The organism is Microcoleus sp. Pol12B4 (assembly GCF_036701385.1).
Classification (GTDB): Bacteria; Cyanobacteriota; Cyanobacteriia; order Cyanobacteriales; family Microcoleaceae; genus Microcoleus.
The window spans coordinates 1-17,651 of the sequence record NZ_JAUBQR010000001.1 but is presented as its reverse complement, the minus strand read 5'-3'; the positions used below and the strand labels follow the sequence as shown (position 1 = coordinate 17,651).

Annotated in this window: 14 protein-coding genes; 10 read left to right on the top strand and 4 right to left on the bottom strand. The window is 46.6% G+C overall.

The genetic code is table 11. The annotated features are described in order from the left end of the window. Positions 1–190: 190 nt before the first annotated feature. The 5 genes from tsf to QUA38_RS00050 all read left to right on the top strand — a co-directional run bounded on the left by tsf (position 191) and on the right by QUA38_RS00050 (position 8,107). Positions 191–850 (top strand): translation elongation factor Ts, encoded by a 660-nt coding sequence (tsf, locus tag QUA38_RS00070; protein WP_006635114.1) that lies wholly within the window; start codon positions 191–193, stop codon positions 848–850. 186 nt (positions 851–1,036) lie between these two features. Beyond that, complete coding sequence (locus tag QUA38_RS00065; RefSeq protein ID WP_333158062.1) at positions 1,037–1,990, top strand: hypothetical protein; 954 nt, start codon at positions 1,037–1,039, stop codon at positions 1,988–1,990. 282 nt (positions 1,991–2,272) lie between these two features. Beyond that, positions 2,273–4,786: an ATP-dependent DNA helicase RecG gene (gene recG, locus QUA38_RS00060; RefSeq protein ID WP_333158060.1), complete on the top strand. Its 2,514-nt coding sequence runs from the start codon at positions 2,273–2,275 to the stop codon at positions 4,784–4,786. A 576-nt stretch (positions 4,787–5,362) separates the two neighbouring features. After that, positions 5,363–7,447 carry an elongation factor G gene (gene fusA / locus QUA38_RS00055; protein WP_333158058.1) on the top strand — a complete coding sequence of 695 codons (2,085 nt, stop codon included), beginning with the start codon at positions 5,363–5,365 and terminating at the stop codon, positions 7,445–7,447. A 123-nt stretch (positions 7,448–7,570) separates the two neighbouring features. Continuing rightward, positions 7,571–8,107 carry a Uma2 family endonuclease gene (locus QUA38_RS00050; RefSeq protein ID WP_333100238.1) on the top strand — a complete coding sequence of 179 codons (537 nt, stop codon included), beginning with the start codon at positions 7,571–7,573 and terminating at the stop codon, positions 8,105–8,107. A gap of 116 nt (positions 8,108–8,223) precedes the next feature. Here QUA38_RS00050 and QUA38_RS00045 read toward each other — a convergent pair whose 3' ends face one another. Beyond that, positions 8,224–9,345, bottom strand: a complete 1,122-nt coding sequence (locus tag QUA38_RS00045) for an HNH endonuclease (protein ID WP_333158056.1) — start codon at positions 9,343–9,345, stop codon at positions 8,224–8,226. Positions 9,346–9,561: 216 nt separating this feature from the next. On the opposite strand from QUA38_RS00045, the gene QUA38_RS00040 reads away from it, so the two are divergent. Further along, the gene (locus tag QUA38_RS00040) at positions 9,562–9,996 is read left to right on the top strand and encodes a hypothetical protein (protein ID WP_333158054.1); all 435 of its coding nucleotides are present in this window, start codon (positions 9,562–9,564) and stop codon (positions 9,994–9,996) included. A 123-nt stretch (positions 9,997–10,119) separates the two neighbouring features. On the opposite strand, the gene QUA38_RS00035 is transcribed toward QUA38_RS00040, so the two are convergent. Then, the gene (locus QUA38_RS00035; RefSeq protein WP_333158052.1) at positions 10,120–11,502 is read right to left on the bottom strand and encodes a UDP-N-acetylmuramoyl-tripeptide--D-alanyl-D-alanine ligase; all 1,383 of its coding nucleotides are present in this window, start codon (positions 11,500–11,502) and stop codon (positions 10,120–10,122) included. Between the two features lie 409 nt (positions 11,503–11,911). On the opposite strand from QUA38_RS00035, the gene QUA38_RS00030 reads away from it, so the two are divergent. Further along, the gene (locus QUA38_RS00030) at positions 11,912–13,192 is read left to right on the top strand and encodes a hypothetical protein (RefSeq protein ID WP_333158049.1); all 1,281 of its coding nucleotides are present in this window, start codon (positions 11,912–11,914) and stop codon (positions 13,190–13,192) included. 287 nt (positions 13,193–13,479) lie between these two features. Then, positions 13,480–13,812 carry an RNA recognition motif domain-containing protein gene (locus tag QUA38_RS00025; RefSeq protein WP_006635107.1) on the top strand — a complete coding sequence of 111 codons (333 nt, stop codon included), beginning with the start codon at positions 13,480–13,482 and terminating at the stop codon, positions 13,810–13,812. Between the two features lie 238 nt (positions 13,813–14,050). Here the strand turns inward: QUA38_RS00025 and clpS are convergent, their stop codons facing one another. After that, positions 14,051–14,332 (bottom strand): ATP-dependent Clp protease adapter ClpS, encoded by a 282-nt coding sequence (clpS, locus tag QUA38_RS00020; RefSeq protein ID WP_190658451.1) that lies wholly within the window; start codon positions 14,330–14,332, stop codon positions 14,051–14,053. A gap of 287 nt (positions 14,333–14,619) precedes the next feature. Between clpS and QUA38_RS00015 the strand changes: the two genes are divergently transcribed. After that, positions 14,620–15,222 (top strand): DUF3172 domain-containing protein, encoded by a 603-nt coding sequence (locus tag QUA38_RS00015; protein WP_333158048.1) that lies wholly within the window; start codon positions 14,620–14,622, stop codon positions 15,220–15,222. 192 nt (positions 15,223–15,414) lie between these two features. Here the strand turns inward: QUA38_RS00015 and QUA38_RS00010 are convergent, their stop codons facing one another. Beyond that, complete coding sequence (locus QUA38_RS00010) at positions 15,415–16,749, bottom strand: AMIN domain-containing protein (RefSeq protein ID WP_333158046.1); 1,335 nt, start codon at positions 16,747–16,749, stop codon at positions 15,415–15,417. A 220-nt stretch (positions 16,750–16,969) separates the two neighbouring features. Between QUA38_RS00010 and QUA38_RS00005 the strand changes: the two genes are divergently transcribed. Beyond that, complete coding sequence (locus tag QUA38_RS00005; protein WP_333158044.1) at positions 16,970–17,527, top strand: NUDIX hydrolase; 558 nt, start codon at positions 16,970–16,972, stop codon at positions 17,525–17,527. The last annotated feature ends 124 nt before the right edge of the window (positions 17,528–17,651 follow it).

The following is a 17,651-nucleotide window of genomic DNA, read 5'->3' as shown; positions in this document are numbered from 1 at the left end:
GGCAAAAGCATTCATTGTGTTAGGGTCAGAATTAATTCTGGCGCTACACCTACAAAGTCGGTACTATGATCGACTGGGTATTTCTTCACTCTGGTCTAATCATTAACATTAAAATTAGTGACTAATGACTGATGACTAATGACTGATGACTAATGACTAATAACTAATTTTGATTGGGAACTTAAAGAAGATGGCGGACATATCTGCAAAACTTGTTAAAGAACTGCGCGAAAAAACTGGCGCGGGCATGATGGACTGCAAAAAAGCCCTCGTTGAAAACGAAGGCAATATGGAAACATCCATTGAGTGGCTGCGGAAAAAAGGTCTGGCTTCGGCAGGTAAAAAAGGTGGACGAGTTGCCTCAGAAGGACTGGTAGGCAGCTACATTCACACCGGCGGCCGCGTGGGAGTGCTGGTGGAAGTTAACTGCGAAACAGATTTTGTGGCACGTCGCGAAGAATTCCAAAAGTTAGTGCGGGATATTGCGATGCAAATTGCAGCTTGCCCGAATGTGGAATACGTGAAAGTTGAAGATATCCCCGCCGAAGTTGTCGAAAGAGAAAAGGCAATTGAAATGGGCAAAGATGACTTGGGCAACAAGCCGGAAAACATCAAAGAAAAGATTGTTCTAGGGCGGATTGAGAAGCGCATGAAAGAGTTATCTTTGATGGATCAGCCTTTTATTAAAGATCAGAATATCTCGGTGGAAGAGTTGGTGAAACAAACGATCGCCCAAATTGGAGAAAATGTCCAAGTGCGCCGATTTGTGCGTTTTGTGTTGGGCGAAGGCATTGAAAAGGTAGAAGCTAACTTTGCCGACGAAGTGGCAGCCCAAATGGGTGTTCAATAATCCCAAATTAAGATTAAAAATTAAAAATTAAAAATGTGAAAAATCGATTTTTCACATTTTTAATTTTTAATTTTTACAGGACTTATGGACAAACTATATTTGTAGGGCGTGCAGTGGATACCTTATTACAGATAGCGTAAGGATTTAAAACTTGCGTAAGTCCTATTTTAATTTTATACAAGAGATATGGTGCGACCAAGAGAGCGAATAGAGCAAGATTTGGCAGGACTCGAAGAGTCTTTAGCTGCCTTGAAGTTAGAGTTTAGCAGTACCTACGAAGGTTATTTAACTGCGTTGGGACAAGCGGTGCGGCAGCAGTTAATTTTGGCTTGCTATCACCTTTGCACTCAAGCAGTACCTGAGTCGTTTCTCAAGTTGTCCTTCGAGGGGAGGCAAAAAATGCAGCAGTCTGTAAGGGCTTTGGCCGCAGCGTCGGAGGAAAAATTGCGATCGCTGGTGACTGAATCAGAAGCAGAGGAAGAGGAAGAGGAAGAGGAAGAGGAAGAGGAAGAGGAAGAGGAAGACGAAGAGGAAGACGAAGACGACTTCGACAAAGACGAAGAGGAAGACGAAGCAGACGAAGCAGACGACAAGGAAGAAGACCAAAAGGAAAAAAACCAAGTTTCCGCAATTAACTATCTATTTTCATTGGCAAATTATCAATTGCCAAACGCCAATTCCCCTGAAAGTTTGGCACGCTGGCAAAATAGTATTGAAAAGTCGATCGTCCATATACTCAAGCTGCTTTCTCGCGACACCAACCGCTTGCTGCAACAGTCGGGAATCTTGCCGAGTCAATTGCCAGAACCGGTTCTAGAAGCTGCTTCTGGTGCTGAATCCTCCGGTGATAGTGTTGCTGGACCCCCTAACTTATTAAACTTAATCATTGAAACAGATGCCTCATCAGCATCGCGAAAATTGGCAGCAACCTTTGGTAGTAGGGCGCTGCACATTACAGCGATTAAACTGCGGCTATCGGAAATAGAGTTTGCCGATGCGGGAACCTCGGCTTGGCGTCAGCAAATTCGTAACCTGTCTGTAAAGTTGAACTCGCTGGGCCGCGATTACCAGAAAAAGCAGCGGGAACTCGCTGTGGTGGAGGCTGAGTCGGCTTGGCGATCGAGTTGGTTTGAAGATTGATCGGATGTCGAAGGAAGAAGGAAGTTCACCAACGGATGATGTAACTGATTTAACGGGTTTAAGTCCGAGGGAATAAGTCCGATCCAAGAAGTCCGAGGGAAGAAAGAAAAAGCTAAAACGTCAAACTTTTAGGCTACTGAGAAACCGGGTTTATTAAAGAAACCCGGTTTCTCGGTGTTATAATTTTTTTAGTAGAAGCTTCTTAAAAGAAAAATTTAAAATTTAAAATTTAAAATCTAAAATCTAAAATCTAAAATCTAAAATCTAAAATCTAAAATTTATATGACTATCGATCAACCAGAATGGCAGCGATTGCAAAAAGCTCTTTCAGTAGAAGCCGATCGCGGATTTAACGACATCCAAGGCAGTCAATACCGCTTCAGCGAGTTTCTGGGCCTGAGTTTGAGACAACTTGCAGGTTCTGTGGTGGCTTCTTCGCGCGATCGAGCCAGACAACTAGCGGCTGAATTTGACATCTACCCTCAGAAAGATCTCGAACAGCGCCAACATTCGATCGCCATTACGGTCAGTTTTCTGAGGCACATGGAGCAAGTTTGGGAACAAGAAACTCGCCACCAGCAAGAACAAGTAGGACAAGTCCGACCCGCAAACGCTAACGCTTCTGAACCAACCGCCCCAGCACTTTCCGTTCCCCGAACTGCACCCCTGAGTACAGCACCCCCACCGCCCAGCCTGACTCTCGACCAACAGTTAACCCGCGTCATCGGCATCGGCCCTGCCAACGGCAACCGCTTGGTAAAACTGGGTTTATACACTGTATATGACTTGCTTTACTACTATCCCCGCAACCACATCGACTATGCAAAGCAAGTACAAATTCGCGAACTCGTAGCTGGGGAAACTGTCACTTTGATCGCCGAAGTAAAACGCTGCAATTGCTTTTCTAGTCCAAAGAATAAGAAGTTAACCATATTAGAAGTAATTTTAAAAGACCGCACCGGAGAAATAAAAATTAGTCGTTTTTTTGCAGGCCCTCGCTACAGCAATCGCGGTTGGCAAGAATTCAAAAAGCGCGAGTATTGTACTGGTGCGGTGCTGGCAGCTTCCGGGTTGGTGAAGCAAGGTAAATATGGAATTACTTTAGAAAATCCTGAGTTAGAAGTATTAGACGACTCCGGCGGTGCGATCGAATCAATGAAAGTCGGCCGCCTGATACCAGTTTATCCGCTGACGGAAGGGGTGAATGCTGGTTCGGTGAGGCGATCGATTTTGGCTGCAATGCCGGCGGCGAAAATGTTGCCAGAATCGCTACCAGAGGATTTGCGCGAGCGTTACGGTTTAATGGGTTTAGCCGATGCCGTGACTAATATTCACTTTCCGCTCGATCGAGATTGTTTGGCCGCCGCCCGCCGCCGCTTAGTCTTTGACGAATTTTTCTACCTGCAATTAGGACTTTTAAAGCGCCGCCAAACCCAAAGGAAAGCTCAAGCTAGTGCTGTCATCATTCCTAGTGGCAAATTGATCGAACATTTTTATGAAATCTTGCCTTTTGCCTTGACTAATGCTCAAGAAAGAGTAATTAACGACATCCTCAATGATTTAGCTTCGTCGCAACCGATGAACAGATTAGTGCAAGGCGATGTCGGTGCTGGCAAAACCGTAGTGGCCGTAGTGGCAATGCTAGCAGCAATTCAATCCGGCTATCAAGCCGCGTTAATGGCGCCGACAGAAGTTTTAGCAGAACAGCACTACCGCAAATTGGTAGGTTGGTTTAACTTGATGCACTTGTCAGTTGAACTGTTAACTGGTTCGACAAAAGTAGCAAAGCGCCGGGAAATTCACAGCCAGTTAGAAACCGGAGAATTGCCAGTTTTAGTGGGAACTCACGCGCTGATTCAAGATACGGTAAATTTCCATAAATTGGGTTTGGCGGTAATTGACGAACAGCACAGATTCGGTGTGCACCAGCGCGCTAAATTGCAGCAAAAAGGCGAAGCTCCCCACGTTTTGACGATGACGGCAACTCCCATTCCCCGGACGCTGGCGCTGACGCTGCACGGGGATTTAGATGTGAGTCAAATTGATGAACTTCCCCCTGGTAGGCAGGCTATTCAAACCACTGTACTGTCTGCCAAAGAACGCATTCAAGCTTACGATTTGATTCGGCGGGAAGTGGCGAGCGGGCGTCAAGTTTATGTGGTGCTCCCGCTGGTGGAGGAGTCGGAAAAGTTGGACGTGCGATCGGCAATTGAGGAAAAAGAGAAACTTGAAAAAAGTGTATTTCCTGAGTTTAAGGTGGGTTTGCTCCACGGCAGAATGAGCAGTGCCGACAAAGATGAAGCAATTTCTAAGTTTCGGGACAAAGAAACTGATATTTTAGTATCTACTACTGTCGTAGAAGTGGGAGTAGACGTGCCGAATGCAACGGTAATGCTGATTGAAAATTCTGAGCGTTTTGGACTGTCCCAATTGCACCAGTTGCGGGGTCGAGTTGGTCGGGGCAGCAACCGTTCTTATTGTTTGTTAATGCCCGGTTCCAAAACGGCGGAAGCTATGCAGAGAATGAAGGTTTTAGAACAATCTCAAGATGGCTTTTTTATTGCGGAAATGGACATGAGATTGCGCGGGCCAGGTCAGGTTTTGGGAACTCGGCAGTCGGGTTTGCCCGATTTTGCTTTGGCGAGTTTGGTGGAGGATCAGGAGGTTTTGGAGTTGGCGAGGGCCGCGGCTCAAATGGTAATTGAGAATGATGAAACTTTGAATCAGTGGCCGGTGGTGCGGGATGAATTGGAGCGGAGATATCAGCGGATGATGAGCGGGTCGATTTTGACTTAGATATTCCTGGACGCAGCAACGGTGTTTTTAATAATATTTTGTATGGTCGGGTTAAGCGAATATCTATCAAAGCCGGCAGTTTATTGCTCCACTCACGCGCCCTCTCCCCGTAGGCTGATTTATTTGCACCTACCTATTTAATGTCAGATTTAATGTCAGAAACCGGGTTTCTTGCCACAAAGTCACGTAAAATCTGAGGTTTTTTGTCAGGAAAACCCGCTTTATACCGTTTTGCTGAGAATGGTGCAAAATATCAAGTTGAGCGAAGCGTCAAAAACAAGAATTTGTTGGGTACGAGTGCCTCAACCCAACCTACTTTCTGAACCCAACCTAACTTTCACAGAAAATTTTTCCCTTGGTCTAGGGTATTTTTATGAATTGTAAGGATTCCCGTACCGATCGAACCAAAAATCCTTCGCAGGAATGACGGGGAAGTGTCAAAATTAAGATAGTTCTGCCAGAAACAGGGGAAAGGAAATCTAGCCTGTACTGGCGCCTAAGGCAACATTGATTCCTCGCTGGTTACGCTTGCAGGTGGTCGCCGACGGTTCGTCGAATTTAATCTCAACAGTAATTATGAAAGATCTCACTCGTTATCGAAATATTGGCATCTTCGCCCACGTAGATGCTGGCAAGACCACCACAACAGAAAGAATCCTGAAACTGACAGGCAAAATCCACAAAATTGGTGAAGTTCACGAAGGCGCGGCGACTACTGACTTCATGGAACAGGAGCAAGAGCGCGGGATTACGATTCAGTCCGCTGCTACCACCTGCTTCTGGAACGAGCATCAGCTCAACATCATTGATACTCCGGGACACGTCGATTTTACGATCGAGGTTTACCGTTCTTTGAAGGTTCTCGATGGTGGCATTGGTGTGTTCTGCGGTTCGGGTGGAGTTGAACCGCAATCTGAAACCAACTGGCGCTACGCTAACGATTCCAAAGTCGCTCGCGTCATCTACATCAACAAGCTCGATCGCACCGGTGCAGATTTTTACCGCGTTGTCAAGCAAGTTGATAAAATCCTCGGAGCTAAACCGATGGTGATGGTATTGCCGATCGGCATAGAAGAAAAGTTTTGCGGCGTAGTCGATTTGCTGACCCGCAAAGCCTGGATCTGGGATGATTCCGGCGATCCCATGAACTATCAAATTAAAGATGTCCCCGCCGATATGGTCGATGATGTCGAAACTTGGCGCGAACAGTTGATCGAACTGGCCGTCGAGCAAGACGACACTCTGATGGAACAATATCTCGAAGGCAATGAACCGAGTATTGATGACCTCAAGCGCTGTATTCGCAAAGGTACTCGCGATCGGGCATTTTTCCCCACATACTGCGGCTCATCGTTTAAGAATAAGGGCGTGCAGTTGGTTCTAGATGCCGTAGTTGACTACCTGCCAAACCCGATGGAAGTCACACCGCAGCCAGAAGTCGATCTCGATGGCGAGGAAACCGGCGAGTTTGCGATCGTCGATCCCAACAGACCATTGCGGGCACTGGCGTTTAAGATCATGGACGATCGCTACGGTGCTCTAACCTTCACGCGCCTGTACTCCGGTACTCTGTCCAAGGGCGACACCGTACTCAACACCGCCACAGGCAAGACCGAGCGCATCAGCCGTTTGGTGGAAATGCACGCCAACTCTCGCGAAGAAATTGAATCGGCCCAAGCCGGGGACATTGTGGCGATCGTGGGCATGAAAAACGTCCGCACCGGACACACCATCTGCGACCCCAAAAATCCCGCAACCCTAGAGCCGATGGTATTCCCCGATCCCGTTATTTCGATTTCGGTCAAACCGAAACAAAAAGGCGGCGAAGAAAAAATGGGAGCAGCCCTCACCAAGATGGTGCAAGAAGACCCATCCTTCCACATGGTGACGGATCAAGAAAGCGGCGAAATGATTCTCAAGGGGATGGGCGAGTTACACCTCGACATCAAAGTAGACATTCTCAAGCGCACCCACGGCATCGAAGTAGAAGTCGGCGAACCACAGGTAGCCTACCGCGAGTCGATTACCAAGCGCCTCGAAGACGAATACACCCACAAAAAGCAATCAGGTGGTTCCGGTCAATTTGCCAAAATCGGCTATGTGATCGAGCCTGGTGAGGTGGGAAGCGGCTTCCAGTTTGAGTCAAAAGTGACCGGTGGTAGCGTGCCGAGAGAATATTGGCCAGCGGTCGAAAAAGGCTTTGAAAGCTGCATCGACAAAGGCGTCTTGGCCGGATTCCCCTGCCTAGACTTGAAATTCACGCTTCTAGAAGGCGGTTTCCACCCCGTAGACTCGTCAGCAATGGCCTTTGAAATTGCTGCCAAAGCGGCTTATCGTCAGTCTCTGCCGAAAGCCGGGCCTCAGTTGCTCGAACCGATTATGAATGTCGATGTATTCACTCCAGATGACTACATGGGCGACGTGATCGGCGACCTCAACCGCCGCCGGGGGATGATGAAATCTCAGGAGACAAGCCAAACAGGAGCACGGATCAAGGCCGATGTGCCGTTGAGCGAAATGTTTGGTTACATTAGCGATTTGCGTACTATGACCTCTGGGCGCGGACAGTTTTCAATGTCCTTCTCGCACTATGCTCCTTGTCCGAGCAACATCGCTGAAGAAGTGATTAAGGCGGCAAAAGAGCGTCAAGCCGCGAAGTAGTAGTGCTTTTGACTCCCGGTAGGTGCTATCTGGAGTCAAACAGAACAATTAAATCCCCGACAACTTCTACGAAGTCGGGGATTTAATCTAGATAATAAGTACAGTGAGGTTCGACAAAAAAATATGATTGAGTCGATCGCAACACTTTCACTAACAGACTTCCTCGCTCAACCGGATATTGAATCCTCGCCTGCATGGGAATTTATTCTGGGACGAGCAGTTCAAAAAACTATGCCAACCCTTTTTCATTCGCGACTGCAACACAACTTGGTTAACTATATCAACGATCGGACTGATCGATTTGAAGCGATACCAGAGTTGCGTTGCTTGGTACTTCCCTACTCGCCAGTACCAGATATAGCGATTGTAGCAGGCGATCGGCTTACCGATGAAGACGGACCACTTAACGGCGCACCGGATTGGTTAATTGAAATTCTATCGCCGGATCAAAGCACTTTAAAATTGCAGAATAAGATCCTCCACTGCCTCATTAACGGCACGCAATTAGCATGGCTAATCGATCTCTCTCACCAACAAGTTTGGGTATGGCAGGGTGAGGAGCTACCTATAATCTGTTCGGGTGCAGATATTTTACCAGTTTTAGGTATTCTCCCGGAACTTACGGTTGATGCTGTGATGGCTATGATTCGCCGACAGTAGGCATTTTATTAGAAAACTGGGTTTAAAACCCCGTTGATAGTAATTAGGGTTTGCTGAATATAGCGCATATTGCGTGGTCTGGGTTTGCGATCGGCTTATTCAGCAAGCCCCACATATTAGATAGTAGAACCACGAGCAGACATCAACAACATCTTGATTTCTTCAAGACTAAATGGTGGTGAACGACGATGAATCATAGCGTGACAATTTGGGCAAACAGGACGCAAATCTTTTATAGGGTCAATTTCATACTCTTCTGCAATTTCTGAAAGGGGTTTTAGATGATGAACATGAATGAAACCTTTTCCTGGTTGTCCAAAAGTTTTGCCAAAATCGAAATCACAAATATAGCAACTTGAACCGTAATAATCAATACATTTTTGCCGAGCTTTAGGCTCTCGTTCATAAGCGTTGACTGAAACTTGCCGTACTGCCCCCTCACGAAATGTTTGTACTGCATCTACTTCATCAGGAAAGAATCTAGTAGTAGTTACAGATTCCTGAACCTGAAGCGGATTTTGCCAATCCCACAAACATTTTAGGTAGTCCTCAAAATGATCTTCCTCACCAAGAAACACATTTATTGCAGCACGAAAGATAGCAAAGAGTTCGACAAAGTTATCAATCACTGGCTGAGCTGCATCTAGGTCTTTAATAGGAAGAACTAGGGATGGACTCCAAATATAAGTGCTTTTCCAACCTGGTTCAGGAACCAATTGCAGCTTGTTAATTGACTCATAAGATTCTAACTTTTTAGGCTCTCCCGGTGCAATAGCATCAGAGTAAACTTCATATCTACCCTGCTCCAAAATCCGAGTAACATCTTCCAAATGGTTCTTCAGGACTTGGACAATTGGATTGCCTTCTAGCCCTCTTAATCCAAAAAACTGCACATACAAACTATCAGAATTACACGCGAACCTCTGTTGGAAATACCAACTTTTTCCTTTTATAGCCAAGCCAGCGCTTGCTATTTCCACGGGCTTGGTTTTCTTGGCTCCAGATCGATGAGCTGGTGTAGTCGTTATTCGGCAATCTGAGAGTACATCTGTGCCATAAACTTGGTGAATTAGGTCACAAGCTTGTTCAATGAGAATTTTAAGCTTAGGGACAAGTAATTCTTGTAGCTTATCAGCACGCTCTCGATCGTCCTCGACTGAGAAGAGATATTGTTCAGCAGACCCTATCAGTGGCAAGTCAACGATTTGTGACAATCCGGTCTCCTCAACTGAATTCATATCTGCTCTCCGACATTACAAGTTCAACGAAAACTAATCGATATTTTAGCTTTTTTTCGACATATCCTGAAATAGGTTATGCTTCCCCGGCTCCTAAAACTTGTGCTGTGGTGAGTTTCAGCCTTGTAGGGTGCGTCAGTTAGAATAGTTACTGGACAAGGGAAACGCTCATGGACTGACGCACCCTACTATCGTCTTTTAAATGCCGAACAGCTTATGACTCAAATAAATCCCGATCGCACTGCTGGTACAATTGCGATCGACGTTTGCGCTCAATCAAACGGGCAGTATCTTTGTCAGATTTCATCGTCTCTGAGCGATCGCCCTGATGATACCATGAATTTTTACGGACAAACGAAAGAACACGCGATCGCGATCGCCCTAGAAAATTTAGCCTCTCGCTACCGCCAGCAAGCCGAACAATCTCAAAATATAGATTGGGACGCGGTGGAAATTTCAGATTCTGGAGAGCCTATTGAAAAGCGTTATCACGTAATTTTGCACTACGAACGAATTGCTAAGGAAGAATCTAAGTTTGAGGCAATGCACAATACAATGATGGGAAATACAGTAGTTGAAAATGCCAAAATTTCAATAATTGAGATCGATCCCGATATCGAAATCGAGGCCAGAGGGCTATCAAAATATTGAGCCATCGGGACTTAGGTGCAGATGGGCATCTTACCCTACGCATCAACGATCGAAACGTGAGTTTGAGGCGGCGATCGACTAGAAGCGATCGCATAATTGCACATCCCCAAAATTTCTTTTCTATTACTCCCCCGCAAAATCTGCCCTAAACTTCTCCACAACTCGATTCAACTCAACTGAATGAGAAGCTTTAAATAAAATCCGATCGCCCTTTTCGACAAATCCCAACAACCGCTTTGCTAAATCTTCCCGCCCATCCTTGGCTGTAATATCTCCTATCTCCACAAAATGCAAACCCGCAGCGCCCGCGGCCATCGCCGCTGCTTCCTCAAAATCAGCAAAAACAAACAAAGCGTCAAGCTGCAACTCTCGCGCCGCCATTCCCACTTGTCGGTGAAATTCGATCGCCCTATCGCCCAATTCCTTCATCGTTCCCAACACCGCAATCCGGCGCTTTCCAGGAGTATCTGCTAACAGTCTCAGGGCCGCCAACATCGACTCCAAACCCGCATTGTAAGTCTCATCCAAAATCACAATATCCTGCGGCAAATCGTAGCGGCGCGCCCGTCCATCCGGTAACTGCACAGACAAACCTTGCTTTAAAACTTCCCAATCAATACCTAACACTTTTCCTACAGCCAAAGCCGCCAAATAATTTACAGCATTGTGCCGTCCCGGCAGCGGCAGTGGCAATTCTACACCTTCCACAGACATTGTATCAGGGTTGAGCAATTTCCCACACAAATCCCCGCCTTCTAAACCGTAAGTTAAAGTTTTTCCCTGCCAAACTTTTGACGCAGTTGCGATTAATTTGTCACAATCGTGATTGAGAATAGCAATGCTATCCGCAGGCATTTCGGCTAACAGTTCGCACTTAGCTTGGGCGATCGCCTCTTCCGATCCTAATCGCCCGATATGTGCCGTTCCTACATTAGTAATTACCGCCACAGTAGGACGCGCAATTTTCGACAGCAGCGCAATTTCGCCACTCCCGCGCATCCCCATTTCAATTACAGCATAATTGTGGGTCGGTGAAAGCTCCAACAAAGTTTTTGGTACGCCAATTTCATTGTTGTAGTTATATAGAGTTTTAAGAACATTTCCCGTCGTTGACAAAAGCGCCGCAATTAACTCTTTAACAGTAGTTTTACCTACAGACCCAGTAACAGCAACTATAGGTATACTGAATTGGTCACGCCACCAGCGGGCGATCGACTGATAAGCTTTTAAAGTATCATCAACGCGCAACAGCGGAAAATTCGGCAATTCCTCTTGCCAATCTCGATCGACAATCGCGGCAATCGCCCCCAAATCCTGGGCTTTTGCCACAAATTGATGGCCGTCAAAATGCTCTCCCCGCAGCGCCAAAAATACTTCACCCCCCTCAAGAGTGCGCGTATCTGTGGCAATACCTGTCCCTAAAGCTGTCAAAACGCCCTCAGACACAGCAGGCAAAGGTACACTTAAAACTTCAGATAGTTGGGCGATACTTACACGACAAACCATAACCAGCACTCACATTTCAAATAATTATTTTCACAGCTAATTCTACCCCGCCCAACCTCAAATTTCACTAACAGCAGGCTGCGGATCAGGATTGACCTTGATCATCCTAATACTAAATCGTCGGCCCACTAAGAAATTATCCCGTACCCACCCACAATCTTTACCAATACTTTACACAGTCGATGGTGATTTAAGGCCTTGCTAATTACCAACAATTCATGTCATGCTGGTGTTGATAAATAGTTTAACTAAGCAAAAAATATCGACCGGCTTAAGCTGCTGACAGCTTCTACCCATAAGTCTCAGCCGGCGAGAAGCTTGGTTGACTCAATTATTGCGATTCATTTGCCAATTCATCAAGCTAATAGCGCTGAAAGCTCCTGCCCCAGCCTCGGAGGGTTAATCCACAGTGAACGACTACAACAGACAAAGCCACGAAGAAGAACAGCTACTTTACAAGCATTGGCTGGAGTTGGTACAACGAGAGCAGCCGGCCGAACTCATCAGCCGCTTTCGCACATTGTTTATCCAGGGTACCGGATATCCCGATCGCTCGATCGCCGACGCACTTGACAAAATAGCAGCCTCAAAACACGCCGAACAAGAATTCAAATACATCCTCAACCGCTGCTGCCACATCATGATCAACCGTTGGCAAACATACCCCAGCAAGCAAGCAGCCATCCCTGAATTGATCGCTGTGTTTGAAGAAGCGCCCAAAATATTATTTGGATACAATCGATCGCGGGGGCGAGGCTCTATCCCCCAATTAGTAAATCAATTTACCGAAAGTGAACAGTACCTCACCCTCCAACGCTTAGCCAAAGTCATAACTCACAGCAATGAAGATAGCAGCAACAGCAAAACCCCTGCTACCCTTGCCCTCGGAACCTTAATTCCCCGTTACCCCTACCTCTACAAACACTGCCTCCTCAGCGACGACAGCACCTACGAACAACAAAAAATTATTAAAAAAATCCAAGCTCAAAAGCAGCAGCAATTTGAGATCAACCTCTCACAATATGTTGCTCACCAAGTGAGAAAAGCCCAAATAGCCCGTCGAGAAACTTCCCTTTCCTTCGGCAGAAATATACAAGTTATAAAAAATCCGACCCTGTTGACCGACCCGGAACTATTCTTTGCCCTCAAGCAATTTGTGGGAAAAGTGGAAGGAGCCGATACGTACAGACAGCTAGCGGGCCGTTTCACGGCGAACGCCAGCACAAATCAGTCCTATCGCTCCTTTAAAGACGACTTGTACGAATACCTGATTTCTTCTGTCACCGATGAGCGCTACGGCAAACGTCTCTTTAACGAAAAATTGTATAAGCAACTACAAAATACCCTGCCCCACAGCGACGATCAAAAGTTTAATGAATTTTTAATGATCAGAACTTGCAGCCAGTTATTGAACTTTTTAGTAGTAGAGAGTCCTGTGCGGCCCAACCACTTTGTCTTCATCGACCTGATCTCAAACCTCGGCCCCACCCAAACCACTGGTTTGCTGCTGAAAATCGTACTAATTTGCGGCAAAGTCAAGCCCTACCTAGAAAAGCGGCTGGCAATTTTGTTCGGTCACTACGAATGCAGTACCCGAGAAGGCGTGGTGTGGTTAGTCAAAGCCCTGGAAAACGTAAACCTAGCTTTGAGTACCAACTTTGGCAAGGTGGATGTATCTTTCCTGCGGTGAAAGCGGGCGGCATAACTTTCTCTGCTTCCACAGCAGGCAAAACATCACACCGATCGACCAGGTTTCTGAATACCCTAAAAGTTTTACCTTTAATTAGAACGACTTAATTGACTCCTAAAACCTACTCAAAAGACGCTATTCTATGTTAAAGTACCAAGTGTGAATCAGATTCAGTTGCAGGCTTTGTTCATTGCTACAGAATTGTCTAAAAACTTGCCCTTCTGTATCGGCAGGGGACTCTCCGAAACTGAAATCTTCGCACTGTCTAAATTTTGGAGTTATTCCTCATGTCGATATACGTCGGTAACTTATCCTACCAAGTTACCCAAGAAGACATCACCACCGTCTTCGCCGAATACGGAACCGTTAAGCGAGTACATCTACCTACCGACAGAGAAACCAGTCGCCCCCGCGGCTTTGGTTTTGTAGAAATGTCCACAGATGCAGAAGAAGATGCAGCCATTAGTGCTCTCGACGGAGCAGAGTGGATGGGTCGCGACCTCAAAGTAAACAAAGCTAAGCCCCGCGAAGATGAAGGCGGCCGGGGTGGCGGCAACCGGGGCGGCGGCGGTCCTGGAAAATTTGCTCGCGGAGGAGGAGGCGGAGGAGGACGTTATTAATTTCCTCTTTAGTTTCCTCGGATAAAGATTTGAGATTGGAGAGTTGAAAGTGGTGATCGAGCTCACCTAGCTCGGAACCACTTCCGGCAGTTCCGAAAAATCTATGCTCTTCAAATTTCCATATCTACCAGATTAAATATACCAAAAAGCCAAGGGTTCGACCCTTGGCTTTTTGGTATGAGGGTTGACGGTATCAGCCTGAAACCACTGGGCGAATCCGTTGCAATACCGTCAGGTTCTAATCGTCAGGTTCGATGGTGCTGCTCAATCCGTGATTATTGAGCGTTTCAGCGTAAAACTCAGCGTGTTCGAGAGCGCAAACAATCACCAATCCCATCCCGTTAGTATGGGCTTCCATCATCACATTTACCGCCTGTGGCTGAGTCAGACTCGGTACCGTCGCCATCAAAGTCTGCACCACGTACTCCATAGGATTGAAATCATCATTGTGCAGCAGAACGCGGTAGCGCGGTGCAAGCTTACGGACTGTGGAAGGCTTTTGAATAATTTCGACAGACACTAATCTATACCTCCTGACTTGTAAAATGTTAAAATTTGTTAACAGTCTTGAGCCGGATTCCTCCGCTGTGCAAGAGTATGTCACTTTCAGCTATTTTATTGAAATCTGAAAATTCAGACAAGGCAGCCCCTTGGTCGATCTCGAGCTGTGAACCCAACACCAAACCCATAGGAGGTGTCCTGGGCCTGTAGCAACAACCTTCCTAGCGCCATAATATTAGAAAGGCGAGATCGGTTAAAAATAACAAACTACTACCTGTTGAGTCTCCAGAACTGAGGGAACCTTATATGAAACGCAAACCTAAATCCTACAACGACAGATTCAGCGGCGACCCATCCCGAGGAGATGAAGACTCCGACTACCCCGGCTCCTTGGGCGGACAGTCGCGGCGTCAACCTCAGTCCGGCAAACCCTCTTTCCTCAATTCCGCCACCCTAGGAATCTTAACAGCCGTCTTTATTCTGGGAATTGGGATTGGCATTGCCTTTAGCTCCACAGCTACAATTAGCCCAGAGAACGTAGCCTCCCGTGAATTTATCGATCGCAGCGCCCCTAACCCAGAACTTTGCGTGCAGTTTGGAGCAAGCGCGATGGTGACAGATATGCGCCTCTACGTCACCCTCAACCCTTTTAACGTCTACATCTCGCAGCCGAGTATGCGCCCCGGATGCGTCCTGCGAACCAATAACTGGGCAATTCTGGAACAAAGAAAACTCATCAGCCAAGACCAAGTGCGCGATTGCAAAAATCGCATGAACACCTTTGGCTTCACCGGCCCCCTGGAAGCTCAACCCGAAATTAACTGTATCTACCAAAACGACGGCGCTAAAAACCTGTTCCTCAACCAACCGGGTTCGATAGCTCCAACCACGGAAGGTCAAAATTTCTAAATCCCCGATATAGCGGTTTTCAGTTGAGTCAATTACAGATAGGGAGTAGGACTTAGGCTTTGCCTAAGTCCTTACTTTATTTCATAGAATGGAAAACTGCTCTAAGTAAATTTTAAACAAAGAGGTTCGAGGGAAAAAAGAAGTCTTACCTCGAACTTCTTCGTTCTTCCTTGTCCCCTCTTCCTTCTTGCTTCAAAAACTGAACTGGGAAAAATCTTCCGTTAACTGAACTTGCAAAATTTGGCCAGGTTGAATCGTAGCAGGTTGAGGAGCCGCGACGTAAGTTGTAGCAACACCACCGGCTGCTCCCGCCAACAAACCGATACCGGAAAAGCCGCTAAGCAAGAACAAAGCTAAGCCACCAATACCAGTATTTCGCAACAAACTACGATCGGAAGGCTGAGTTCGTCGGCCTCCCACGGGTTCCGACCGAGCCAAGAGAGGAATATTGCGACCGTTGAAACTAATAGCTTCGACTACAAATCGACTGCCGAGGTTGGTTGTTTCAAACCTACCGATGACTGGCGTATTAGCAGGTATGATCGTATTGCCAAGACTGTCGAGAATTCCCCCTTGCAGCAGCAGCACTTCCTCTCGGCTGGGCTTCGCACGGGCAAGGTGCAAAGCCTGATCACCGGGGTAGAGCAAACTGAGCTCCGTGCCCGCCGGCAACAAAACATTCGCCCCAGTCGCAGCCTGCAAAGGAGCATTTGAGTGGCCGCGAGGAAGTGATTCACCAAAAGTAAGGGTGCGCTGTTGGGGTGCAGCAACAGCCGTTATTTGAGGGGCTAGGCGGGGTACCGCAGCAGCTTGTACCCCACGGCGTTCGTCAAGGCGAACATTAACTAAAGGCACTGTTATCGGCCGGATTTGGTCATTTGAAGTAGACCGCTGCGAAAAATTTGAACCGGGATTCGGGGAAATAGGAGGCTCAGGTCGATCGACCTCTGTGGCAGAAGTTGAGTTGGAATCTGTCGGTGGCTGGTTTTGCGGTACTTGTATTGCAGGCTGGGGTTGAGTTTCGGAAGTTTCCATAATTATTGGAGTCGGTTCGATCGAAGGACGCAACACCCAGCGATTTTCTACCCCTATTCTTTGGAACTGAACTTTCCCTGCGCTGAAACCGACTCCAGGAGCCAAATTGACCAGAATTCTCGCCGTTCCCGGTTGAAGTTGACTCACCCCCACAGAACGCACTCTGCCTTGTGGGTATAGCTGAGTTGCATCTACTCCGATCTCAGTATTGGGTAAATCCACAGCAATCTGAGACGGGTTGAGTAGAGAATATGTGGGGGTTGTTCCCTCTGGAAGAGTAATTTCTAACTGATTCGTCGCCGGATAGAATTTCCAACTTGTGACTGTAGAAGCATTTGCTGGTTCTAGTTTTGCCGACACTGTCGCAACTGCGGCAACGACTGCTAGACTCAGACTCAGTGACTCGATCGCAAACAATCCGGGTGCTAGAGAATTAACAGTCAATTTTTGTAAGTCTTCCCCAAATCGGGTGAGTAATTTTTTGTATGGCATGGCGGCTAAGTGAAATTTTTTATCTGAAATAGATTATGGATGGGAAAATTGTGCCTTCGGATGACGCTGAAAGTTTAGCATTATGGCGATATGACAATAGTCCGGACAGTTTTCAATCAACAACGGCAGCATGAGGGTTTCAGCCTTCTCAGCGAGGTCAAATGCTAACGGTAGAATGAGGGTTTCAGCCTCAGTCTCAAAAACTGTCCGGAGTATTGATATGAAAATTTTAACTAAATGGAAATTATTGCGATCGCGCTTCGTTATTAAAAACAAGTGGTGTCAGGTTAGACAAGATGAAATAGAATTGCCAAACGGACAAATTATAGACGACTTTTTTGTTAATGTCCGACCCAATATCGCCCTAATATTTGCCACGACCGAGCAGCAAGAACTTGTATTAGTGCGCCAATACAGGCACGGAGTAGGCGAAATTTTGCTGGAACTGCCTGCTGGATCTTTCAACCCTGCTGAAGAGAGCGGTAAATCGGCAGCCGCCAGAGAACTTGCCGAAGAAACGGGATATGTTGCTGAAGATTTTTTGGAACTAGCAACCTTATATGATAACCCCGTAAAAGACACCAATTCTATCTACCTATACTTTGCTAAAAATGTCAAGCTTGCCAGCAAAATTAAATTAGATATTACCGAAGATATTGAAGTAGTTTTAGTCCCCCTTACCGAAGTTTTGGTAAAAATAAAAAACCGACAAATTTGTGTTGCAGGAAGCATCGCAGCTATTTTTTTAGGATTAGATTTTTTGAATAAACAGCGGTAAGGTGCTGTGTGAATGGAACCTTACACGCTGTTTATTACACTGTGGTCTTAAGTAGAAAGAGTGAGAAAATCGAGAAAAGTCAGAGAATTATCAGCACCAAAAACCTGAGCCAAAACCTCGCCAG